The sequence below is a fragment of the Streptomyces sp. NPDC088194 genome, from assembly GCF_040702025.1.
Lineage (GTDB): Bacteria > Actinomycetota > Actinomycetes > Streptomycetales > Streptomycetaceae > Actinacidiphila.
Map to the genome: position 1 here is coordinate 1 of NZ_JBFBIV010000115.1, position 22295 is coordinate 22295.

The 22295-nt window shown below is 74.3% G+C and carries 21 protein-coding genes and 3 pseudogenes; 9 read left to right on the forward strand and 15 right to left on the reverse strand.

Annotated elements, in window-relative coordinates; genetic code table 11:
* The 5 genes and pseudogenes from AB0399_RS35920 to AB0399_RS35940 form a co-directional block, all read right to left on the reverse strand.
* Nucleotides 1-393: pseudogene (locus AB0399_RS35920) on the reverse strand (hypothetical protein); the annotation flags it as partial.
* 66 nt (nt 394-459) lie between these two features.
* Nucleotides 460-618 (reverse strand): DUF6760 family protein, encoded by a 159-nt coding sequence (locus AB0399_RS35925; protein WP_328467055.1) that lies wholly within the window; start codon nt 616-618, stop codon nt 460-462.
* Nucleotides 615-1124, reverse strand: coding sequence for a hypothetical protein (locus tag AB0399_RS35930; RefSeq protein WP_328467057.1), 510 nt, complete (start codon nt 1122-1124; stop codon nt 615-617). Before AB0399_RS35930 ends, AB0399_RS35925 begins: the two co-directional genes overlap by 4 nt.
* Entirely contained in the window at nt 1124-1567 is a 444-nt protein-coding gene (locus AB0399_RS35935) for a phage tail protein (protein WP_329366641.1), read from the reverse strand. Before AB0399_RS35935 ends, AB0399_RS35930 begins: the two co-directional genes overlap by 1 nt.
* Nucleotides 1568-1652: 85 nt before the next feature.
* Nucleotides 1653-3266 (reverse strand): phage tail sheath subtilisin-like domain-containing protein, encoded by a 1614-nt coding sequence (locus tag AB0399_RS35940; RefSeq protein WP_366414161.1) that lies wholly within the window; start codon nt 3264-3266, stop codon nt 1653-1655.
* A gap of 550 nt (nt 3267-3816) precedes the next feature.
* Here AB0399_RS35940 and AB0399_RS35945 point away from each other — a divergent pair.
* From AB0399_RS35945 to AB0399_RS35955, 3 genes are all read left to right on the forward strand, one after another.
* Nucleotides 3817-5232, forward strand: a complete 1416-nt coding sequence (locus tag AB0399_RS35945; RefSeq protein ID WP_329374098.1) for a DUF4157 domain-containing protein — start codon at nt 3817-3819, stop codon at nt 5230-5232.
* A 94-nt stretch (nt 5233-5326) separates the two neighbouring features.
* On the forward strand, nt 5327-5833 hold the full coding sequence (locus AB0399_RS35950; protein ID WP_329366637.1) for a hypothetical protein: 507 nt from the start codon (nt 5327-5329) through the stop codon (nt 5831-5833).
* Nucleotides 5834-5940: 107 nt separating this feature from the next.
* Nucleotides 5941-7329 carry a hydrolase gene (locus tag AB0399_RS35955; protein ID WP_329366635.1) on the forward strand — a complete coding sequence of 463 codons (1389 nt, stop codon included), beginning with the start codon at nt 5941-5943 and terminating at the stop codon, nt 7327-7329.
* An 82-nt stretch (nt 7330-7411) separates the two neighbouring features.
* On the opposite strand, the gene AB0399_RS35960 is transcribed toward AB0399_RS35955, so the two are convergent.
* The 3 genes from AB0399_RS35960 to AB0399_RS35970 form a co-directional block, all read right to left on the reverse strand.
* The gene (locus tag AB0399_RS35960; RefSeq protein ID WP_366414170.1) at nt 7412-9601 is read right to left on the reverse strand and encodes an ATP-binding protein; all 2190 of its coding nucleotides are present in this window, start codon (nt 9599-9601) and stop codon (nt 7412-7414) included.
* A gap of 80 nt (nt 9602-9681) precedes the next feature.
* On the reverse strand, nt 9682-10341 hold the full coding sequence (locus AB0399_RS35965; protein ID WP_329366633.1) for a DUF4255 domain-containing protein: 660 nt from the start codon (nt 10339-10341) through the stop codon (nt 9682-9684).
* Between the two features lie 124 nt (nt 10342-10465).
* Nucleotides 10466-11125, reverse strand: a complete 660-nt coding sequence (locus AB0399_RS35970; RefSeq protein WP_328467069.1) for a response regulator transcription factor — start codon at nt 11123-11125, stop codon at nt 10466-10468.
* Nucleotides 11126-11759: 634 nt separating this feature from the next.
* Here AB0399_RS35970 and AB0399_RS35975 point away from each other — a divergent pair.
* Entirely contained in the window at nt 11760-12461 is a 702-nt protein-coding gene (locus tag AB0399_RS35975) for an AAA family ATPase (protein WP_366414162.1), read from the forward strand.
* Between the two features lie 68 nt (nt 12462-12529).
* On the opposite strand, the gene AB0399_RS35980 is transcribed toward AB0399_RS35975, so the two are convergent.
* Nucleotides 12530-13603: an alkene reductase gene (locus tag AB0399_RS35980; protein ID WP_366414163.1), complete on the reverse strand. Its 1074-nt coding sequence runs from the start codon at nt 13601-13603 to the stop codon at nt 12530-12532.
* A gap of 194 nt (nt 13604-13797) precedes the next feature.
* On the opposite strand from AB0399_RS35980, the gene AB0399_RS35985 reads away from it, so the two are divergent.
* Nucleotides 13798-14190, forward strand: coding sequence for a MerR family transcriptional regulator (locus AB0399_RS35985; RefSeq protein WP_366414164.1), 393 nt, complete (start codon nt 13798-13800; stop codon nt 14188-14190).
* Between the two features lie 147 nt (nt 14191-14337).
* Here AB0399_RS35985 and AB0399_RS35990 read toward each other — a convergent pair whose 3' ends face one another.
* Nucleotides 14338-14814: a nuclear transport factor 2 family protein gene (locus AB0399_RS35990; protein WP_329366626.1), complete on the reverse strand. Its 477-nt coding sequence runs from the start codon at nt 14812-14814 to the stop codon at nt 14338-14340.
* A 49-nt stretch (nt 14815-14863) separates the two neighbouring features.
* A complete protein-coding gene (locus tag AB0399_RS35995; RefSeq protein ID WP_366414165.1) occupies nt 14864-15235 on the reverse strand; it encodes a DoxX family protein in 372 nt (123 codons plus the stop codon).
* Between the two features lie 278 nt (nt 15236-15513).
* On the opposite strand from AB0399_RS35995, the gene sigJ reads away from it, so the two are divergent.
* A complete protein-coding gene (sigJ, locus tag AB0399_RS36000; protein ID WP_366414171.1) occupies nt 15514-16386 on the forward strand; it encodes an RNA polymerase sigma factor SigJ in 873 nt (290 codons plus the stop codon).
* Nucleotides 16387-16444: 58 nt separating this feature from the next.
* On the opposite strand, the gene AB0399_RS36005 is transcribed toward sigJ, so the two are convergent.
* Entirely contained in the window at nt 16445-17188 is a 744-nt protein-coding gene (locus AB0399_RS36005) for an SDR family oxidoreductase (RefSeq protein WP_329366622.1), read from the reverse strand.
* Nucleotides 17189-17342: 154 nt separating this feature from the next.
* On the opposite strand from AB0399_RS36005, the gene AB0399_RS36010 reads away from it, so the two are divergent.
* Nucleotides 17343-17714, forward strand: coding sequence for a hypothetical protein (locus tag AB0399_RS36010; protein ID WP_366414166.1), 372 nt, complete (start codon nt 17343-17345; stop codon nt 17712-17714).
* 48 nt (nt 17715-17762) lie between these two features.
* Here the strand turns inward: AB0399_RS36010 and AB0399_RS36015 are convergent, their stop codons facing one another.
* Nucleotides 17763-18698 carry a TIGR03564 family F420-dependent LLM class oxidoreductase gene (locus AB0399_RS36015; protein ID WP_366414167.1) on the reverse strand — a complete coding sequence of 312 codons (936 nt, stop codon included), beginning with the start codon at nt 18696-18698 and terminating at the stop codon, nt 17763-17765.
* 221 nt (nt 18699-18919) lie between these two features.
* Nucleotides 18920-19795, reverse strand: coding sequence for a fructosamine kinase family protein (locus tag AB0399_RS36020; protein WP_366414168.1), 876 nt, complete (start codon nt 19793-19795; stop codon nt 18920-18922).
* A gap of 171 nt (nt 19796-19966) precedes the next feature.
* On the opposite strand from AB0399_RS36020, the pseudogene AB0399_RS36025 reads away from it, so the two are divergent.
* Nucleotides 19967-20071 (forward strand): annotated as a pseudogene (locus tag AB0399_RS36025) (NADP-dependent oxidoreductase); the annotation flags it as partial.
* Nucleotides 20072-20370: 299 nt separating this feature from the next.
* On the opposite strand, the pseudogene AB0399_RS36030 reads toward AB0399_RS36025, so the two are convergent.
* A pseudogene (locus AB0399_RS36030) lies at nt 20371-20640 on the reverse strand (NADP-dependent oxidoreductase); the annotation flags it as partial.
* A 219-nt stretch (nt 20641-20859) separates the two neighbouring features.
* Between AB0399_RS36030 and AB0399_RS36035 the strand changes: the two are divergent.
* On the forward strand, nt 20860-22155 hold the full coding sequence (locus AB0399_RS36035; protein WP_366414169.1) for an MFS transporter: 1296 nt from the start codon (nt 20860-20862) through the stop codon (nt 22153-22155).
* The last annotated feature ends 140 nt before the right edge of the window (nt 22156-22295 follow it).

Genomic DNA, 22295 nt, shown 5'->3' on the forward strand with positions numbered 1-22295 from the left:
GTCGCCGACCACGGCGACCGGCAGGGCGACCGGCGGCTGGCCGGTGCGGTGCACGGCGGCCGGCGCCGGGGTGAGCACGTCGCGGATCAGCCCGGTCGGCGCGTCGTCGAGCACGACGTGCGCCAACTCCCCGGTGAAGGAGGGGTTCTGCCAGGCCGAGAGCGTGCCGCCGAAGTCCGCGGCCGCGATGGTGTGCCGGGACGGGTGCGCGCTCGCCCGCTGGATCGGCGGCAGCGCGGACCAGCCGGGCGGCCCGCTCGGCCGCACGGCGGCGGTACCGGCGGCCGGAGCCGACCCGGCACCGTGCACGGAGCCCGACGCGGCGCCCGGGGCAGCGCCCGGCCCCGCCTCGGTCGCCGCGGTGCCGTCCGGCTGCGCGCCACCTGTCTGCATACGTCCGCGTGCGCGGGCCCGTGGGGCCCACCGGTCAAGGATTCCCATGGCCGTAACCCCGTCCTCTCACCGTTCTGCCGTGGCACGCGTGACGAGCGAGGCGATCTGCTCGGCGTACTGACGGCGGTCGCGGTGTTCGAGGTCCAGGATGTCCTCCAGGCTCCAGTGGAAGTGGTAGGCGATGTACGCGATCTCCTCGTGCACCCGGTCGGTCGCGTACGTCACGATTCCCCCAGGCGGCTCCCGCCGAGCTCGACCTCGAACGGCTGCTCGCAGTGCGGACAGGTCACGCCGGCCCTGGTGTGGCCCTCGGCGTTGATCTGGCGGTAGAAGTCCTGGAGGAAGGCGAGGTCGGAGGCGAACATGTTCTCCACCACGCCGTCGTGCATGTGCGGCACCGTACCGAGCCGGGTGATCACCCGGCCCAGCAGCACCACGGAAAGGTACGCCGGGTTCTCCTGCACCCGCAGGTCCCGCAGCGGGATCAGCTCGTCCCGCGCGGTCGCCAGGCGCATCACCCCGTCGCGGTGCACCGCGCCCGACTCGTCGACGTAGCCGCGGGGCAGCTCGAAGGCGAACTCGGTGCGCAACTGCCTCCGTACGGGGGCCGGTTCGGTGACCGGCGCGGACAGGGCGGTGGCCGACGCCGACGGCGCCGCGGCGGTCACGGGGACCGCCGTGGCGTCGTCGGACAGGGGGCCGCCTGACCTGGAAGCCGTTCCTCGGCGCATTACTCCATGATCATTTCTTCGTAGGTGATCGTCACGGTCTCGGTCAGCGCCGAGGCCTCACCGGCCTTCACCGTGCTCGCCGAGATCTTGCTGCACCACGCCTGACGCAGGTGGTACCGCTTCACCGGGTTGTTCATGTAGTCCATCACCAGGATGCTGGCGTTCTTGCGGGCCGAACCCATGTCGCCGCGGACCGACGAGTTGATCCAGTCGTTGAACGCCTTGGACTGGGTCATGCCGCGCACGACGGTCGCTTCGCCGGCCTTCTTCACGCCGGGCATCTTCTTGGTGACCGGCTGTCCGTTCGCCGACACCTGCTGGTACTCGATGACGTCCTGCTGCATGTCCAGGCCGTTGACCTCTTGGAGGTACTCGACCATCACCCCGTCGATCTGCAGGCCGAAATTGTGTGAGGTGAGCGCATCACCTGGCTGGAGACTCATGGCCGCTTTTCCTTCGCGTCGCGCTGCTCGTACGTCATGCCGTGCTGGTCCTGCCGCTGCTGGTCGTGGTCATCCCTGGCCACGGTCACTCCTCCAACTCGCCCGCGCCGCTGGAGAACTGGGCGAGCCGGAAGATCACGAACTCCGCGGGCTTCACCGGGGAGACGCCGATCTCGCAGATCACCCGGCCGAGGTCCACCGACTCCGGCGGGTTGGTCTCGGCGTCGCACTTCACGTAGTAGGCGTCGTCCGGCTGGCCGCCGAACAGTGCGCCGCCGCGCCACTCGGTGACCAGGAAGGCCGAGATGTTGCGCCTGATCCGGGCCCACAGCGCCTGGTCGTTGGGCTCGAAGACGACCCACTGGGTGCCGGCCAGGATCGACTCTTCGAGGTAGTTGAAGTACCGGCGGATGTTCAGGTAGCGCCAGGCCGGGTCGGAGGACAGGGTGCGCGCACCCCAGACCCTGATGCCGCGGCCGGGGAAGGAGCGGATGCAGTTGATGCCCAGCGGGTTGAGCAGGTCCTGCTCGCCGCGGGTGATCTGCATCTCCAGGTCCACCGCGCCGCGCACCACCTCGTTGGCGGGCGCCTTGTGCACGCCGCGCTCGAAGTCGTTGCGGGCCCAGATGCCGGCCACGTGGCCGCTCGGCGGGACCAGCCGGGTCTGGCCGCCGGCCGGGTCGAAGACCTTGATCCACGGGTAGTACAGCGCCGCGTACTTGGAGTCGTAGTTGGACGTCTCCTGGCGCCACACGCGGATCTCCCGCGCGTTGAGCCCGGGCGGCGGGTCGATGATCGCCAGCCGGTCGCCCATCAGCTCGCAGTGCGCGATCAGGCCGAGCTGGACGGCCTTGACGGACTCCAGGTCGATCGCGCCGCGCTGGTAGGCCGCCATCAGGTCGGGGACGGCGACCATGGAGATCTCGTCCACCGCCTCGAGGCCGCCGAAGCCGGTGCGGTCGGCGCTGTCGCCGAGGTACTCGCCGACACCGATCGTCTCGCCGGAGTCGGAACCCTCCGGTCCGGTGGTCGCGGGGACCGAGGCCGGAGCGGCGAGCGCCACGGTCTGGTTCTCCGGACGGACCAGCTGGCCGGAGGCGGCCGCCTCCTTGACAGTGATGAGCTTGGAGCGCTCCTTCACCTGGGTGACGACGTAGTTGCGGTTGCCGCGCTTGGCGGTCACGTCGAAGGTCTCGACGGTCTTGTCGCCGTCCTTGACGAGCAGCCGGAAGCGCTCGGCGGGGCCTTCGCCCTCGGCGTCCGCGACCTCGACGCTGAGCGGACCGGCCTCGCCGGGCGCGAGCGCCGCGACCTTGAAGGTGCCGAGCGTGGTGTCCTCGCCGGCGGTCAGGGCGGCCGGGCCGGCGCCACCGCCGGCAACGGCGGCCGGCTGCTTGCCGGTGACGCCCGCTGCCTGGCCCGACACTCCGCCGCTCTCGCCGCCCACCCGGACGACGTAGGCCGCGGAGCCTCCGTTGTTGAAGAAGCCGTAGACCGAGTGCGCGAGGAAGTAGCCGTCGGTGAACTCACCGAAGGACGCGACGTACTGCGTCCAGTTGGTCACCAGGGTCGGCTCGTTGAGCGGACCGGTGGGCGCCAGACCGACGAAGGCGGCAACCGATGTGCCCACCCCCTCGATCGGGCGGGAACCGCTGGCCACTTCCTCCACGTAGACGCCCGGCGACAGATACGACGGCATGCGCTGATCTCCTCGGGGTACGAGAAAAGGGTCGACTCTCACCCTCGCTCGCCCGGCCCGTGACCGAAACGTCCTGCGGTGCCTTTCCGGGGGCAGTTCCGCTGCCCCCGAGGGCAGCGCGCCGCTGCCGGGGTCGGGCCGTGCCTGCCGTCTCCGCGCCGCGACGCCCCGGCGCCCGCCCGACTCGTCACCGTATGTCCACGCATGGCGGGACCCGCGCCGGTGCCCGGCGGCACGCGGGGTGCCCCCGCGGGCGGTTCGCCGGTCCTCGGGGGCGGGTGGCGCGCTTGGTGCGCGTGAGGTCTGCCCCCGGGAGTGCCCCCGTAGTCCTTGCGCCGGGCCCGGAGTTCGCCGTAGGCAGGGAGGGTCAGCCACGGAGAGGGCGGTCATGCGCGCGCACGACAAGGTCGACGAGGTGTCCGCGGCCGGGCGTTCCCGGCCTTCCGCGCTGCCGCGCCCGGCGGTCGCCGGGCCGCGCCCGGCACCCGGCACGAGCGCCGCCGGACTCCTGGCCCTACAGCGCGCCGTGGGCAACTCCGCGGTGGCCCGCATGCTCCAGGACGACGGGCACGGGCACCCGCACGGCGCGGACGGCGGGCGCGGCCCGGCCGTCCAGCGCTCCGCGGTGCACAGCGTGCTGCGCGGCTCCGGCCGCGCGCTGGCTGCCCCGCTGCGCGCCGAGATGGAGGCGCGGCTCGGCGCCGACTTCGGCGACGTGCGCGTCCACGACGACAGCGCCGCCCGGCGCTCGGCGGCGGAGCTGGGCGCCCGCGCCTACACCTCGGGCAACCACGTGGTGGTGGGCGACGGCGGCGCCGACAAGCGCACGCTCGCCCACGAACTCACCCACGTCATCCAGCAGCGCACCGGCCCCGTCGCCGGCACGCCCACCGGGGACGGGCTGCGGGTCAGCGACCCGGGCGACGCGTACGAGCGGGCCGCGGAGCGCAACGCCGAGCGGGCGATGTCGGCGCCGGTCCCGGTGCGGACCGCGCCGGAGCGGGCGGGCACGGCCCAGGGCGCCGGGCCTGCGCCCGAGTTGACCGGCACCCCCGCCATCCAGCGGGTCGCGGTGCCGACCGCCGAGCCCAACCGCAGCGGGATCACGGTGACGCGCGGCGGCGGCCGCACCGAGTCGATAGAGATGCTGAACAGCGGGAGCCTGACCGGCTCCCCGCCCTCCCAGGACCCGTTCGGCTTCGACTACATCCGGGCGCTGAGGCTGACCAACTTCTGGATTCGCTTCCACCTGGTCAACAACATCGCCGGCGGCATCGGAACCGCCGACAACCTCGTGCCCGCCTCGAAGCGCGACAACTCGACCTACGAGCGCGGCATCGAGGCCGACCTGAAGTCCACCGTCGCCCAGGTGCGGGCGACCAACCGGACGGTGCGGCGCGGGCAGCAGAAGGACTACGTCTACTTCGGCGTCGACGTCCACTACGCCCGCCCGCCGTCGCGCCGGCCGCAGGGCATGTCACAGCGGCAGTACGACGCGGCCGGGGACTTCGTGGACGGCCTGACGATCCACCACCGCGTGTACGACGGGGCGAACAGGATGTGGACGGTCCACCACGACGGGACGTACTTCCCCTTCCAGGACCGCCAGCCCACCGACCCCGGCACGCACGTGCGGATCTCCCAGCTGGACCTGGCGGACCTGCGGCGCTACACCGGCAACCACCGCGGCTGGAACGCCGACGACCTGGACTTCCTCAACGACCTCGGCGGCCCCCGGCGGGGGGAGTTCGAGAGCCTCATCGACCACTACGGCGCCACCGGCCCGGCCGAGTCCGTGCTGCACGCCTTCCACCACATCCCGTTCTCGCTCCCGCGGGTGAGCTCCCGCACCGGGCGGGCCACCGCCCAGCCGACCACCTTCGCCGACCGGATGGGTCCCGGCGCCGACCGGGCGCTGCAGTACCTGGCGCTCGCGATCTCCGGCGGGTCCATCACCATCCGCTGAGCACCGGCCCGTAGGGTCCGGGCTCCAGGTGCCGGCCGGCCGCGGAGCGCCGCGGCCGGACGGACGGCAGGGACGACCCAGGAGGAGGACCGCCATGTCCGATCTGTGGCACGCGAGCGTGCGCCACGTCGACGGCGACGCGGTGGAACTGCTGTGCGCCGCGGTGCACCCGGACGCCGGGTCGCCGTCCGCCACCAAGCCGTTCGTGCTGCGGCTGCTGGCGGACGCCGCTCCCGTCTGGCCGGGCGCGGAGGAGCTGGTGGGCGGCATCGACCTCAACGGCGTTGACCCGTACGGCACCGACGTGGAGCCGGCCCGCCGCGCCCGTCTCGTGCTGGCGCGGGTCGCGGTGAGCGACGGGCGGAACGTCCCGTTCGACGAGGCCGCGGCCCGGCGGCGGATCGAGGACGGGCTGCGCGAGCGCGGCCTGTCGCCCGACGACGCGGCCGGCTGGAACGCCGCGTTCGGCGCGGAGTGGGGCGAGTTGTGGCAGGACCCCGACCGGGTGCCGTCCTGGGTGCTGCACGTCCGGTTCGCGGACCCGGCCGCGCTCGCGGGGCTGCGGCCCGGCCTGGCGTGGGACTCGGCCGCCTACGGCTGAGCGGTCCCGCGCCCGCCCCTCGGGGGCAACTCCCCCCGCCCGCACGGACACCAGCCCTGCCTCGCGGTCCGCTGCCCGTCCGGGGCCCGGCACCGTAGCGTCGGGGTGTGAGCCTTTGGACCTCCCTCGAACCCCCGTCCGCCACGGTCGACCCGGGCAGCGCCACGACCGTACGGTTGCGCCTGCGCAACACCGGCGACGTCGTGGACGAGTACCGCTTCATGCCGGTCGGTGACCTCGCTCCGTACATCACGGTCGAGCCGCCGCTGCTGCGGCTCTACCCGGGCACCGTCGACACCGTCCATCTCACCATCGCGCCGCCGCGCACCCCGGACGCCGTCGCCGGGCCCAACCCGTACGGCGTCCAGATCGTGCCCACCGAGAATCCCGAGGCCACCACGGTCCCGGAGGGCAACATCACCATCACGCCCTTCACCGAGGTGCGGGCCGAGCTGGTGCCGCACACCGTCAAGGGCCGCTTCCGGGGCCGCTCCAAGCTCGCGGTGGACAACCTCGGCAACACGAAGCTGACCGCCTCGATCGTCGGCGCCGACAACGGCGACCAGGTCTCGTACGAGATCCACCCGGCCAACGTGCAGATCGAGCCCGGCCGGGCCGCGTTCGTCAAGACCACTCTCAAGCCGCGCCGGATCGCCTGGTTCGGGCGCAAGGAGAACCGCCCCTTCCGGCTGGCGGTCCAGCGCTCGGGCGCCAACCCGCTCGACGTCGACGGGACGTACGTGCAGCGCGGGGTGCTGCCGCGCTTCCTGGCCACCTTCCTCGGGCTGATGGTCGGGCTCGTGATCGCCGCGGTCGCGCTGTGGTTCGCCTACAAGCCCCAGGTGGCCAGCCTCGCGGGGGAGAAGGTCCAGCAGGCGGCCGCGAGCACCCTGCCCACCCCGGCGGCGCCGGTGACGCCGCCGCCGACCACCAGCCCCGCGCAGACGACGCCCCCGGCGTCGCCCGCCGGATCGTCGGGCGGGTCCGGGGGCGGTGGCGAGCCGAAGAAGAAGAAGGCACCGCCGGCCACGGCGGCGACCGCGGTGCAGAAGCTCGCCGCGAGCGATCCGGGCGGCCGGCACATCTGCTACCGCGTCTACGTCGGCGACAAGGGCTGGAGCAAGCCCTCCTGTGACGGCGTCACGGCGGGTTCGACGGACGACGACGCCGGTGCCATCGAGTCCATCAACATCGCGGTCGCCGGGATCGCCAGCGGTTCCGCCAACGCGTTCCGCGAGGACGGCGGGTGGAAGGCACCGTGGCAGGGCGCGATCGCCGGTGCCGACATCTACGTGGGCACCACCGGCAAGGACATCCGGCTGTCCGGCTTCGCCGTCGGCGTCAAGACGGGTGAGGTGTGCCGGAACGCCTTCCTGCACAAGGGCGGGTGGGGCGGCCAGGGATGCAACGACCCCGCCCAGAGCAAGCAGGACTGGATCTTCGGCGGTACCACGGACATGACGAATTCGCTCGAGGCCATCAGGATCACGGTCTGAGCGGTCGGCTGCCTTCGCCGGCCGGTCGCCGCGTGCGCCGGCCGGCCGGCTGATCGCCCCGCCGACCGGCGGAACCCGGGCGTCACCACTCGCCGTTGTCGTCCAGCACCAGCCGGCCCGCCTTGCGGTACTCGCGCTGCGCCCCCGCCAGCAGGTCCGCGGTGCCGACCGGGGCGCCGCGGCCGGCGGCGGCGTACGCGGCGGTGACCACCGCGCTGCGGATCGAACCGCCGGCCAGCTCGAACTGCCGTGCCACCGCGTCCGGTTCGATGTCGTCGGCGCACGGCACGTGGGCCAGGCTGTGCCGCCACAGCGCCAGCCGCTGGGCGGGGTCGGGGAACGGGAAGTCGACCACCATGTCCAGCCGCCGGGTGAACGCGTCGTCCACGTTGGCCCGCAGGTTCGTGGTGAGCAGCGCGATGCCGTCGAAGGACTCCAGCCGCTGGAGCAGGTAGGCGCTCTCCATGTTGGCGTAGCGGTCGTGCGCGTCCTTCACCTCCGACCGCTTGCCGAACACCGAGTCGGCCTCGTCGAAGAGGAGTACCGCGTCGGTGCGGTCGGCCTCGGTGAAGACGCGCTCCAGGTTCTTCTCGGTCTCGCCGACGTACTTGTCGACGATCGAGGAGAGCTGCACCACGTAGAGGTCCAGGCCGAGTTCGGCGGCGACCACCTCGGCCGAGAGCGTCTTGCCGGTGCCGGAGCCGCCCGCGAAGAGCGCCAGCACGCCCCGGCCGCGACCGCCCCCGGCGCTCAACCGCCAGTCCCCGAGCACCTGGTCGCGGTGGCGCGCGCGCATGGCCAGCTCGCGCAGTTGGGCGAGCGGACCGTCCGGCAGCACCAGGTCGTCCCAGCCGACGGCGGGCCTGATCCGGCGGGCGTGGCGTTCGAGGCCGGACGCGGACTGCTGCCGCGCGGCGAGCCGCAGGTGCCCGGCGGACAGCGGGGTGCCGTCGAACTCGGCCAGCTCGCGGGCGACTCGGGCGACCCGGCGGATGCGGTCGCCGCCGAGCCGGTACGGCGCGACGACCGGCGCCAGGTCGAAGCCGGCGGCCTCGACGGCTTCGACGGCCTCGATCTCCTTGCCGGCCTCGGTGGCCGCCGCACTGGCCTCGGTGGTCGCCGCACCGGACCCGGGATCGGAGCCGGCCCCGCCGTCCGTGCCGGGGCCGGTCGTGCCGAGCGCCGCCGTCCAGGTGTCGAGGTCGCCGGCCCGCTGCCGGGGCGCGTCGAGCACGAGCGGGTCGCGATCCGCCCACTGCGGGTCGTACGGCCGGGTGCCCGTCATGATCACGGTGACGTCGTCGACCGCCAGGGCGCGGACGAGCGCGGCGGCGGCGGCGGGCTCGTCCGGCACGGGGGCGACCAGGACCGCGTGGCCGCGCAGCCGTGCCTCGCGCAGCAGTTGGGGGAGCGCGGCGGTGACCGCGGCGCCGCGGTCGGGGCCGGGCCCGTGGCCGGCGGGGTCGTCGCCCCGGCCGTCGTCGCCGGGGGCGGAGGAGTGGCCCGCGGGGGTGAAGTGCAGGGCGGGCAGCGCGGCCGCGCCGAGCGCGGCGGCGGCGCAGGCGATGCCGTCGCCCTCGCGCTGCTCGCGCAGGTAGACCGTGGCCGGGCCGGTCGCGAGGCGTTTGGCGAGCCGTTCCACCAGCGGGTCGTCCGCTGCGGCCGGCCGGCCGAGCGGCCGGACCTGGCCGGCGAGCGCGGGGTCGGGGGTGTCATCGCCGACGAGGTGGGCGGCGACCCGGTCCGGTACCCGCAACGACCGGCTGAGGAAGGGGCGTTCGCCCTCCTCGACCACGATCAGGCCGAGCGCGGCCAGCGGTGCCGACGGGTGGAAGCGGGCGCGGCCCTCGGCGCGGTGCGCGGGCACCCCGCACAGGTCGAGCGCGAGGCCGATGGTCGCCCGGCGGCGGCTGACGTCGTCGTTGAGGTAGCCGTAGAGCGGTTCGAAGGTGCGGTCGAGGTCGGGGGCGAGCACGGTGAGCAGGATGCGGGCGTCCAGCGCGGACAGGCCGAGCCGGGCGGCGAGTTGGTGCAGCCGGTCGCCGTCGGACCCGTCGCCGAACGCGCCGTCGGACCCGTCGCCGAACGTGTCGGTGCCCTCGCCGGCGAACGCGCTGCCCTCCTCCGCCGCGGCCGGGCGCAGCAGATGCCGTACCGCTTCGTCGGTCAGGTACAGGCCGCGCAGCGGATCGGCGGCGGTCGGGTCGGAGGCGCTGCGGTGCTCCACGAGCAGGGCGACCCGGTCGCGCAGCCGGCCGAGCCTGCGGACCAGGGCGTCCGAGTCCGGGTCCGGGTCCGTGCCGGTGCCGGTGCCGGAGTTGGTGGCCGTGCCGGTGGCGGGTATCGCGGCGGTCACTCGGCCGCGCCCGGGGCCGCGTCCTTGCGGTCGGCGAGGTGGCGCGGGCGGTGGTAGCGCTCGGCGGAGCCTTCGAGGGTGCCGTCGGTGCCGCGCACCCGCACGCCCGCGCCTTCGGTGACCGGCGGCCCGGCGTCGTACTCGGGGTAGGCCGGGAAGGGCGCGGTGACCGTGACGTCCAGCGACGGCTTGAGTTCGCCGCCGAGCGCCGACCAGATCTCGGCGAACGAACGGGAGTCGGTCTGGGAGCCGGCGACGGTGAGCGGGACGGTCAGCCCGAGCGCGGCCAGGGCGCCCGTCAACTCCTCGGGCGGCAGCACCTCGTGGGGCAGCAGGGTGGACAGCACAGCGGAGAGCAGGCGGTGTTCGTCCTGCGGCTGCTTGGTCCAGGCGGTGACCAGGTAGGACAACCGGTACCAGCGCGGCGGTTGGCGCCGGCGCAGCACGATGCCCCGCTCGTCGCGGACCGCGACCGCGCCCCGCTCCCGCCGGGCGACGTCCTCGCGGATGTCGTAGAGATAGGCGTCGATGGTCGGCGCGTTGCGCCGGGCGGCCCAGTCGCGGGTCGGTGCCTCGAAGGCGATGTCGACACCGGTTCCGGCCAGGGCGCCGCCGGAGAGCAGCCCCCTGAGGACTTCGTCCACCTCGTGTATCACGGTCGAGCCCTTCGCTGTGCACGGTGGGTTGCGTACTCGTACGTCGACGAGTCGGCCCGGCCGTCCGGTGGCCGGGTGGACCGGTGACCGGTTTGGCCGCCGGGCGGTTCGCCGCCGGTGGCGGTCAGATGTAGCCCTCGCGCAGCGCGTAGGCCACGGCGTGCGCGCGGTTGCGCAGCCGCAGGCGGGTGGTCAGGCTGTGCATCACGTTCTTGACGGTCCGCTCCGAGTACGACAGCTTGCTGGCGATCTCCCCGGTCTCCATGCCCTCCGCGACCAGCCGCAGGACGTCGACCTCGCGCGGGGTCAGCCCCGACGCCGGGTCACCGGGCAGGTGTTTGGCGTTGCGGTGCATGATGCCGACCTGGGTCATGAGCCGTCCGAGCAGGTCGGAGGGCAGGTCGCCGTCGCCCCGCGAGGCGGCGAGCACGGCCTGAAGGATGCGCTGCCCGGTGGCCTCATGGCGCCAGACTATGGCGCCCACCCCGCAGTCGATCACCTGGAGCAGTTCGGCCTCGCGGATCAGGTTCGCCACCAGCACCGCCCGTACGCCGTCGGTGCGGACGAGTTGGCGGAGCCGGGAGAGCGTGTTCTCGTCGAGCGCGACCGCGAGGAGGACCGCGACGGTCCCCGGTTGCCGGCTCTCCGCGTCGACCAACCGGATCTCCGGCCGCTGGCTGAGCTGGCTGGTGACTCCCGCGAGCGAGATCGGGTCCGGAGCGTGGACCGTGACGGGGATTCTGGAGGTGGCACCCGACAGATCAGAGGGCGTGGAGAGCACCACGGTCTCAGTCCTTTCGCCCGCACAGAGGTGGGAGTTGCACACTCCTGTGGTCAGTGTTTCCCGCGTCATCATGCTCCGCCATGTGAACCCATACCAACCCGTACCCACCTTCGGTCGCACCGCGGACGTAATCGGTAGGAGGGGGTTGAAGCGTTTCAGAGTTCCGCACCGACGACGTATCCGGCCAGTTGCCCTCGTCACAGCTCGGCGTGGACGGTTGCCCGTTCGGACCGGACGATCTTGCCCCTGTGGACACGCCGAGAGCCGCTGGGGACAGGCCCCAGGCGGCCGTTGGGCGTCCGCGGTGCCCGGTTCGTGGTGGTGTCGCTGCCCGAAGATGCCGTGTTCCCTGCCCGGTTGACCGTTCAACGATGGCCGAATCTGATCGGTTGGCCGAGGTTTCGGGTCGCGATCGTGCGGATCTGGCGGCGGCTGAAATTGAGAGCAGAATCACCGTGGTGAAAAGCGGAAGGGGCGCGTGGGATGTTTGTCCCCTCGCGCCGGAGCCGCCCCCCGGGGCGCGGGAGCACCCGGAAACCGGCGTGCCGCCGGGCGCTGCGGGCTTCGGAAGGCCCGTGGCGGAACGCTGTTGGACCGCGGTGACGGCACGCCGCGACGGAGGAGAGGACCCCGTATGACCCGGCCGACGCCCGATCCCGTGCCTGATTCCACCCCCGGACCCGCCGCAGATCCCACCCTTGATCCAGCCTCCGCGCGCGCGGCCGGTCCCACCCTCGATCCCGCCACCGCTCCCGTGCCCGATCCGGCACTCCCGCCGGCCGCCGCGGGCCGGGTGATCGTGCTCACCGGGCCGCCCGGTGCGGGCAAGAGCACCGTGGCGCGCCTGCTGACCCAAAGGCTCACGCCCAGCGTCCATTTGCACGGCGACGACTTCTGGTCCTTCCTCGTGCAAGGCGCGGTCCTGCCCTATCTCCCCGCCGCCCAGCGGCAGAACGAGGTCGTCGTCGGCGTGCTGGCCGAAGCCGCCTTCGGATACGCCGACGGCGGCTACCAGGTGGTGTGCGACGGCGTCATCGGCCCCTGGTTCGTGGGCGCGTTCCGCGCCGCGGCCCGGACGCGGGACACCGAACTCCACTACGTCGTGCTGCGCCCGGACCAGGACACCACGCTGCGGCGGGCCACCGGTCGCGGCGCCGACGCGCTGACCGACCCGGAGCCCGTCCGCGCGATGCACCGGCAGTTCGCCGCCATCGAGGAGTTCGAGGCCCACGTCCTGGACAGCTCCCGGCTCACCCCGGAGGCCACCGCCGACGCCGTGCTGCGCGGCGTCGACGGCCGTACGTTCCTGCTGGGGGTCCCTGCGGACCGGCCGTGAGCGGAGGCGGGGGCAGCGTCGGGGGCAGCGGCGGGGGCAGCGGCGGGGAGCGGGTGCCGGGAGCGGGGTCAGACCGTGTACTGGTGGGCGGCGTAGGTCAGATAGCCCGCGTCGCCGCCCTGGTAGTACGTCGCCTCGTCGACCGGGGCGATCGGGAGCCCGGCGCGCAGCCGCTCCACCAGGTCGGGGTTGGCGATGAAGGCCCGGCCGAAGCTGATCAGGTCCGCGCCCAGGCCGAGCCAGCGGTCGGCGTCGTCCCGGCCGGTCTGCTTCGGTCCCATCGGCAGCACCGGGTTCATGATGAGCGGGCCGGACCAGGCCCGGCGCAGCGCGATCAGCACCTCCTCGTCGGCGGTGGCCTCCAGGTGGACGTAGCCCACCCCGACCCGGGCCAACTCGGAGAGCAGCGCGGTGTACAGCTCGGGGACGTCGGTGTCCCGCACGCCCCAGAAGTCCGCGCCCGGCGAGAGCCGGATGCCGGTCCGGTCCCCGCCGACCGCCTCGACGGTCGCGGCCGCGGCCTCGACGGCGAAGCGGATGCGGTGCGCGATCGGGCCGCCGTAGCCGTCGGTGCGCAGGTTGGCGTTGGAGGACAGGAACTGCGAGATCAGATAGCCGTTCGCGCCGTGCAGTTCGACGCCGTCGAAGCCCGCGTCGACGGCGCGGCGGGCGGCGTCGGCGTACGACCTGGCCTGCTCGGGCACTTCGGCGGTCTCCAGGGCGCGCGGCACCGGGGCGGGCTGGGGGCCGGTCGGGGTGAACACGTCGCCGACCGCGGCGACCGCGGACGGGCCGATCGGCTGGGTGCCGATGGTGTCGGGGTGCGAGACACGGCCGCCGTGCATGATCTGGGCGAAGAGCCGTCCGCCGTTGGCGTGCACCGCGCCGGTCACCTCGCGCCAGGAGGCCACCTGCGCGTCGGTGTGCAGCCCCGGGGTGCCCGGGTTGGACTGCCCGATCGCGTTCGGCTGCACCCCCTCGGTCACGATCAGCCCGGCGCTGGCCCGCTGCGCGTAGTAGGCCGCCATCGACGGCGTGGCCAGCCCGCCCGCGGCGGCCCTGACCCGGGTCATCGGGGCCATCACCGTGCGGTTGGGCAGGGTCAGGTCGCCGAGCCGGTAGCTGCTGAAAAGGGTCGTCACGTCGGGACTCCTTCGCGGTCCACGGGCCCGGACCTCGGGCCCGTCGATTACGCTAGAACCTGACATTGACGTCAGAGGCAAGTTCTGTTGCGCACGCCACACCCGCGGTACGCGTGAGGCGGGGCGGAGCGCGGCGGAACACGGTACGAGGCAACGCGGTCGGCGGTCAGCGGTACGCGGTCGGGAGGAACAGGGTGCGGATCGGGGAACTCGCGGCAAGGTCCGGCGTCAGCGTCCGGTCGGTGCGCTACTACGAGGAGCAGGGGCTGCTCAGCAGCACCCGCAGCGCCAGCGGGCAGCGGCACTACACGGACCACGAGGTCGAGCGGGTCGCGTTCATCCAGCGGCTCTACGCCGGGGGCCTGTCCAGCCGCACCATCCTGGAGCTGCTGCCCTGCGCGGACGCCCCCAGCGAGCGGAACTCCGACGTCGCGCTGGAGCGGATGGCGCAGGAGCGCGACCGGCTCTCGGCGCACATCGCCGACCTCGTACGGACCCGCGCGGCGCTCGACGGGCTCATCGTCACGGCGCGGGAGTACCGCGACCAGTTGCGGACGGCGGGGGCGAGCGCGCCGGTGGCCTGCTGACGGGGTGACCTCGCGCTCCTGCCCGGGGGCCCGTTCGGGCTCCCGTGCCCGGCGTTGGCCGGCGTTGCCCGGCGGGCGGTCGGATGATCGGGTCGGGCGGTGAGCGGCGGCGACCGCCCCGCCCATGAGCGGCGGGGCGGCCCCGTATCACCCCCGGTGGTCCCGTTCCGGCGCGTGGGGCGACGAGCCCGCGAGCGGGGTCGAGTCGACGTACCGGACCTCGTAGCTGCGCTCCGTGAACCTCCAGCCGTCCGGGGTGCGCCGGTAGCGGTCGTGGTAGATCGAGTGGTTCAGGTGGGAGCTGCCGTCGCGCATCCGCCCGAGCTCCGACACGTAGGAGCGGCCCGTGGCGGTGTCGCCGTCGATCCGGATCGTGCCGGGGTGCACGTTCTGGATGAAGTACTCCCAGTTGGCCTGCAACCGCTCGATCCCGGCGCGGATCGCCTCGCGGCCGGTGAACTCGATGTGGCCGTCGGGGATGCGCCACACCCCGTCGGCGGTGAAGAGCGCGGCGAAGCGGTCGTAGTCGCCGGTCGTCCCCGCGTCGGTGAACTCACCGCGCAGCGCGTCGATCGCGCAGCGGTCGACGATGGTCAGGACATCGGTCATCGGGATGTCGGTCATCGGATTTCCTCCTTGTCGGTCGGGGCCGTCGCCGGCCGCGAGGGGCCGGTCACCAGGCGTACGGGCCGAACCGGCCCCAGGCGACGAGCGCGGCGAGCAGCAGGATGACGGCGGTCACGGCCACGCCGGGCGGCTCCTTGCGGCGGACGTGCGTGGCGCCGGCCAGCGCCATCATGACGGCCAGCCCGGTCGCGGCGGCCGGGGTCAGTTCGGGGGCGACGCCGCTCGCGGCCGGGGCGATCAGCCCGACCGCGCCGAGCAGTCCCATCGCGCCGATGAACCGTACGGTCGGCGGGGAGAAGTCCTCGGCCCACGGAAACCAGCCGAGCAGCCGGTCCCTCGGCTGGGTGGCCTTGACCAGCCCGGACAGGGCGAACGAGGCGGCGAGTACCGCCTGGACCACCCACAGGAACGCGTTCATCAGGTCTCCCCCGTGTGATGCGGTGTGCTTCCGACCACTCCGACGAAGCAGCCGCGCGGATTGTGAGGCCGCCGGGTGGACCTCACAGTCCGGGGTGCCGCGTCGTCTTATGAGTGCGGGCAGTCGGGGGAGCAGGCGCGATCGAGGAGGTCGGCGGGACCATGAGCAGCGAATCCGGGCCGGACGGCGGCAGCGGAAGCGGCCCCGGCCGGGCCGATCACTCCGGCCGACCCGATCAGGCCGAACCGTTCGCCGCCGACCGGGCCCTGGACGCGGTGATGAGCGAACGGCGGCAGCTCATCAGCCTCGCCTACCGGCTGCTCGGCTCGCTCGCCGACGCCGAGGACGTCGTGCAGGAGACGTACGCCCGCTGGTACGCCATGGCGCCCCGGCAGCGGGCGGCGATCGAGTCCACCGGTGGCTGGCTGGCGAAGGTCGCCAGCCGGATCTGCCTGGACCTGCTCGGCTCGGCGCGGGCCCGGCGGGAGCGCTACGTCGGCGAGTGGATTCCGGAGCCGGTGCCCGACCGCACGGAGTGGGTCAGCGGATGGACCGGCGGCGCCGAGGTGGACCCGGCCGACCGGGTCACCCTCGACGAGTCGCTCAACATGGCGTTCCTCGTCGTGCTCGAAGCGATGACCCCGGCCGAGCGCGTCGCGTTCATCCTGCACGACGTCTTCCGCTACCCCTTCCCCGAAGTGGCCGAGATCGTCGGCCGTACGCCGGCCGCCTGCCGCCAACTGGCCACATCCGCCCGCCGCCGTGTCCGTGCGTCGCGCGGCCCGGGCACGCCGAACGCCCGACGCGCCCGGATCGTGAGGGAGTTCAAGGAGGCGTGGGAGGCCAAGGACGTCGAGGCGCTGATCGGCCTGCTCGACCCCGACGTCACGGCGATCGGCGACGGCGGCGGGGTCGTCGCGGCCCTGCCGCGGCCGCTGCGGGGCGGCGAGCCGGTCGCGGAGTACTTCGTCGGCCTCGTACGTCAGGCGGACGGCCTGACCATCCTGGAACGCACGGTCAACGGCCGGCCCGGACTGCTGCTCCAGTACGAAGGCGCCACCGTGGCGGTGCTGGCGCTCGACATCGTGGACGACCGGGTCACGCACGTGTGGGCGGTCCGCAACCCGGCCAAGCTCCGCCCCTGGACCTGACGTCGAGGCGGGCGCGGCGCGGCCCCGGGTACCGGAGCCGTCCCGCGCCCGCGTCGTGTCAGGTGAGGCCGCCGGTCGCGCGGAGGTTCTGCCCGGTGAGCCAGCGGCCGTCCGGCCCGGCGAGGAAGGCCACGACGTCGGCGATGTCGGCGGGTCGGCCGAGCCGGCCGAGCGGGGTGATGCCGATCACCGCGCCGAAGTCCGCGCCCGGGTTGGCCTCGCGCAGCAGATCCGTGTCCGTCGCGCCGGGCGAGACCGTGTTGACGGTGATGCCGCGCGCCCCCAACTCCTTCGCGCCCACCGAGGTCAACTGCTCGATCGCGCCCTTGCTCGCGGCGTACGGCGCGCTGCCCGGCGCGGGGCGGACCGTGTTGAGCGTCGAGATGTTGACCACCCGCCCGCCGTCGCGCATGTGCCGTGCCGCGTAACGCATGGTCAGGAATGTGGACTTGGCGTTGACCGCCATCACCTCGTCGAAGAGCGCCTCTTCGGTGTCGGCGAGCGGTGCCGGTGCGAAGCTCATCGCCGCGTTGTTGACGAGGATGTCCAGGCCGCCGAGCCGGTCCGCCGCGTCCTCCATCAGCCGTTCCGCGGCGCCGGCTTCGCCCAGGTCGAGCCGCATGCCGTGCGCCCGGCCGCCCGCGTCCGCGACGCTCCGCTCGACCTCCGCGGCGGCCTCGGCGTTCCGCGCGTACGTGAACACGACCTCGGCCCCGTCCCGGGCCAGCCGCTCCACGATCGCCCGGCCGATTCCGCGTGAACCGCCCGTCACCACGGCCGCCTTGCCCGTGAGCTCCCCCATGACACCCTCCCCGTTCGCACCCGGCACTGTCCGCCGGGCAGCCTATGCCCGGACCCGCCCCGGGCTCCCGACTCCGGTGCGGGGGAGGGGAATTCCCGCGTCGGTCGGGGGAAGGCGGCAGAGGTCAGGACGGTGGGACCCGGAGGAGGCAGCGGTGCCGAAGACCCGAGCGGCAGGGAAGAAGGCGACGGCCCGGACAGCGGAGCCCGGGAGGGAGGACGGGGCCCGGGGGGAGGCGAGCGGGGAGCCGCCGTACCGGGCGGAGGCGGTGCGCGGCGACGGGCACTGGCACCTGAACGTGCGGAGCCTGGACGACCATCCGGACCGCGGCGAGGTGGACGCGCTCGTGGTCACCGTCACCCCGCGGCGCCCCGGCGACGACTTCCCCGCGGCCGACCTCGACCGCACCCTGGGCGAGTGCGGCTTCCGCCGCGAGGGCGAGTGGGCTCGCGAGAGCGCGCGGTGGACGGCTCCCTGCACCCATCCCTTCGTGCGTGCCGCGCCGCCGGCACCGGCCGCCGGATAGCGCCGCGCCCGAGTCGGTATCGGCATCGGCGCCAGTGCCGGCGGCGCGCTATCCGGCGCTGCCCGCCGCCAGCTCGCCCAGCAGCGCCCAGGTGCGCCGACGCGCCTCCTCCCCGGCGATGTCCGTGCCCGAGAACACCACTTCGGTCGCCCCGGCGTCCCGGTAGCGCCGCACCTCGGCGGCGATCGCCTCCTCGTCGCCGATCACGGCCACGTCGGACGCCCGCGTGCCGCCGGAGAGTTCGATGACGCGCGCGTAGGACGGGATCTGCTCGTAGAACGCGAGGTTCTCGGTGACCTTCGCGCGCACGGCGTCCACGTCGTCGGTCACGACGCCGGAGACGAGCGCCACGATCCGCGGTGCCGGGCGCCCCGCGGCCTCGGCCGCCGCGGTGACGGCGGGGACGATGTGCTCGGCCAGCGCCTTGGGTCCGGCGAGGTACGGCAGGATTCCGTCGGCCAGTTCGCCGCTGGCCCGCAGCGCCTGCGGGCCCATCGCGGCCACCAGCAGCGGTACGCCGCCCTCGGCACCGGGCACCCGCGCGGAGACCGGGGTGCCCGCGGTGAGCAGCTCGCCGTGGAAGTCGGCGGTGCCGGTCTCGGTCAACTGCCGCAGCGCGGTGAGGAATTCGCGCAGCCGGGCGATGGGCCGCTCGAAGGGGATGCCGAACCCCGCCTCGGTCAGGTGCTTGGTGCCGAGCGCGAGCCCGAGGTGGTAGCGGCCGTGCGTGGCCGCCTGGGCGGTCTGGGCCTGGCTGGAGACGATCAGCGGGTGCCGCCCGAAGACGGGGATCGCGGAGGTGCCCACCTGGAGGTCGGGCACCTCCCGCCCGACGATCGCCGCGAGTTGGGGCGAGTCGGCGCCGAAGGTCTGCCCGAACCAGGCGGACCGCAGCCCGGCCGCCGCGGCCTCCTCGGCGAGTCGTACGGTGGCGTCGATCTGGTTGCCGGTGCCGGTCGCGCTGAGTGTCACTCCCACAGTCATGCCGTGTCCAACGAGCCCCGCGCGCCCGGGCATTCCGGTCCGCCTGCGACAGTCTCGTGACGGCAGTGTGTACGGGAGGCGGCCACGGGTACGGGCCGCCCAACGCCCGGGGCCGCCGTACGCGGGGGCCGCCGTACGCGGGGGCCGCCGTACGCCCGGGCCGCCCAACGCCCGGGCCGGCGCACGCCCTTGGCGCGGTACGACGGTGCCGCCGTACGGGCTCAGCCGAACCGGCGGATCACGTCCCTGACCTGCGGCACGCAGTCGCCCCACGCGCCGAAGTGCGCGATCGTGCTGATGAGTTCGCGCAGGTGCAGCAGCGGCATCCGCTCCCGCCAGCCGTCCGGGAGCGGCAGGACCTCGTGGTAGGCGGCGAAGAAGGACTCCGGCGGCCGGCCGGTGCAGTACATCATGCTGAGCTCGGACTCCGCCCACATCCAGCACACCGCGGGGTCGATGAAGGCCGGGGCGCCGTCGGACGCGGCCACCACGTTGCCCTGGTACAGGTCACCGTGGTTCAGCACCGCGGGTCCGCCGGGCACCAGCCGGGGGAGGCGGTCGCAGATCCGCTCCAGGCCCGCGAGGTCGGCGGGGTCGAGCGCGGCGCGCACTTTCGGCTCGCGGAGGTAGCGCAGCACCCGGTGCTCGGCGAAGAACGCGTGGCCGTCGTCGGTCCAGGCGTTCGTCTGGGGGAGGAGGCCCAGCCATCCCTCGGCGTGCCACCCGAAGCGGTCGCCGCGGACGGCGTGCAGCCGGGCGACGGCGCGGCCCGCCTCCGCCCAGAACGCGTCCCCGTCGGCGGGCGCCGGCTCCAGTGCCTCCAGCAGGAGGTGGCGGGCGCTCACCTCGATCACCCGCGGGGTGCGCAGGCCACCCTGCTCCCGTAGCACCCGCAGGCCCTCCGCCTCCTGCGCGTACAGGTCGGGAGGGGCCTGCTCCGAGCTCTTGAGCACGACCCGGGTGCCGTCGGCGAGCGTCAGCCGCCGCACGTCGTTCACGGCCCCTCCGCTGAGCGGCTCGTCCGCGACGGCCTCTCCGACGAAAGCACTCGGCAGGCCCCGCCACGGCTCGCAGCCGCCGCCATCCCGATCCGTCACTCCCGGTTCCTCCCACCCGACCTCCGGCCGGCACCGTTCCACGCCCCGGCCGCCGAACGCCAACGGTACGGCGGCTACGGGCGGTACGGCGGGGCGGGCGGCACGGCACGCACGGCACGGGGCCGCGGTCAGGGCACGGTCACGACGATCTTGCCGCGGGCGTGCAAGGCCGCGGCGATGCGCGAACTCGGCGCGAAGGTCACCGGGTACGGCGACGGCCTCGCGGACCGCGTGCGCGCCCTGGCCCCCGGCGGCGTCGACCGGGTCCTGGACATCGGCCCCGGCGGCCAGCTCCCCGAGCGCGGCGCGGAGGCCACCGTGACATCGGGCGCCGAGACGGCAGGCGCTCGACTCGTGGGCGGCCGCGCAGCCGGCGAGCGGGAACACCGCGTGCGCCGGCACGGTGAAACGGCCCTCGCGGCCAGCGCCACCGCCACCGCGAGACCGGCGTGGCCCGGCCGCGAGGTGGCGCCCTGGCCCCCGGCGGCGTCGACCGGGTCCTGGACATCGGCCCCGGCGGCCAGCTCCCCGAGCGAGGCGCGGAGGTCATCGTGACATCGGGCGCCGAGACGGAAGGCGCTCGACTCGTGGGCGGCCGCGCAGCAGGCGAGCGGGAACACCGCGTGCACCGGCACCGTGAAACGGCCCTCGGCGGCCAGTGCCACCGCCACCGCGAGACCGGCGTGGCCCGGCCGCGAGGTGGCGCCGGGGCCCGCGGTGCGGGAGAACCGTACGCCGTGGTCGGGTGCGGTGGGGTCGGCGATCGTCACGACCCGGTCCGGGCCGCCCGCGAGGGCGACCAGGTCGGCCGGCGAACCCGCACCCGCGGTGCCGAGCACCGCGTCCGGGTCGCCCGCCGGTGGTGGCCGCCGTCGGGAAGGACGCGCCGGCGGGGCCGGGGACCCCGGCCGGCCCGGCAGCGTCGCCGCGCTCTGATCAAGGTGCCGTGCGGGGCCCGCCACCTGGGGCGGGAGGGGGCTGTTGTTGAATGAGGTACGGGCCGCGGCCGACCCGTGGCGGGGCCCTGGTCCGGACGCAGTCGGCACGAGGGTGGGAATCAGCAGGTGAGCGCGCAGCCGGTGTCGCTGAGAAGCCTCATACCGGCGGTGTTCCTGCCGGTGCTGGTCTTCGAGACCGGGATGGGCGCGCTCGCGCCGGTACTGGCGCTCAGCGGCCGGGCGCTCGGCGCGGGTGTCGGCACCGCGGGGCTCGTGCTCGCGCTGCTGGGGGTCGGGCAGATCCTCGGCGACGTGCCGGCCGGGGCGCTGGCGGCACGGCTGGGCGACCGCAAGGCGATGCTCGTCGCCTCGGGCGTCACCGTGGTCACCCTCAGCGGGTGCGCGCTGGCCCGGAACGTCTGGCAACTGGCGCTGGCGGTCACCGTCACCGGGGCGTCCAACGCCGTGATCATGCTGGCCCGGCAGTCCTATCTGACCGAGGCGGTGCCCCCGCAGCTGCGGGCACGGGCGCTGTCGACGCTCGGCGGGATGTCGCGGGTGGGCGCGTTCGTCGGGCCGTTCCTCGGCGCGGCCGTGCTGACCGGCGGGCGCCCGGTGCACGACATCTACTGGCTGGCGCTGGTGTGCACGGCCGTCACCGTGGTGGTCCTGCTCACCGTGCCCGACGTCGCCGAACCCGCCACCGGCGGCGGCAAGAAGCCCGTGCCGGTGCGCGCGGTGCTGCGCGACCACCGGAAGGTCTTCCTCACCCTCGGCCTCGCGGTCCTGCTGGTCGGCTCGGTCCGGGCCACCCGGCAGACCGTGCTGCCGCTGTGGGCCGAGCACCTGGGCCAGAGCCCGTCCTCCACCAGCGTCGTGTTCGGCATCGCCGGGCTGATCGACACGCTGACCTTCTACCCCTCCGGCCAGGTGATGGACCGGGCCGGCCGGCTGTGGATCGCGGTGCCCTCCATGCTGGTGCTGGGCGGCGCCCAGGCCGCCCTGCCGCTGACCCACACCCTCACCGAACTGACCGTGGTGGCGATGCTGATCGGCTTCGGCAACGGGATCGGCAGCGGCATCCTGATGACCCTGGGCGCGGACGTCGCACCGCCGGAGACCCGCTCGCAGTTCCTGGGCGTGTGGCGGCTGTGCGCGGACTCCGGCAGCGCCGGCGGGCCGCTGGTGGTGTCGGCGGCCGCCTCGCTCGGGAGCCTCGCGGCCGGCATCTCGGTGATGGGCGCCGTGGGCATCGCGGCGGCGGGCGCCCTGCTGCGGTGGGTGCCGCGGTACTCGGCCTTCGCCACGACCGGCGCGCGACGGGCGAGCACCGCGGTGGTCGGCGTCCGGCCCCGCCCGCCCGGCCCGGGCGCGTCCCGCGACGCGCCGCACGAGACGTCCCGCGACGCGCCCGGCCCCTGACGCCGGCCGGGCGGCCCCGTACGCCCGCGTCGCCGCGTGCCGCCCACCCGCGCCGCATTAGGCCGTGTTTTGGAAGTCCCGCCTGGCCCGTGGCGCCTGGCACGCACGCTCGCTTCGTTGTCGGGCTTGTCCGAGTAGGC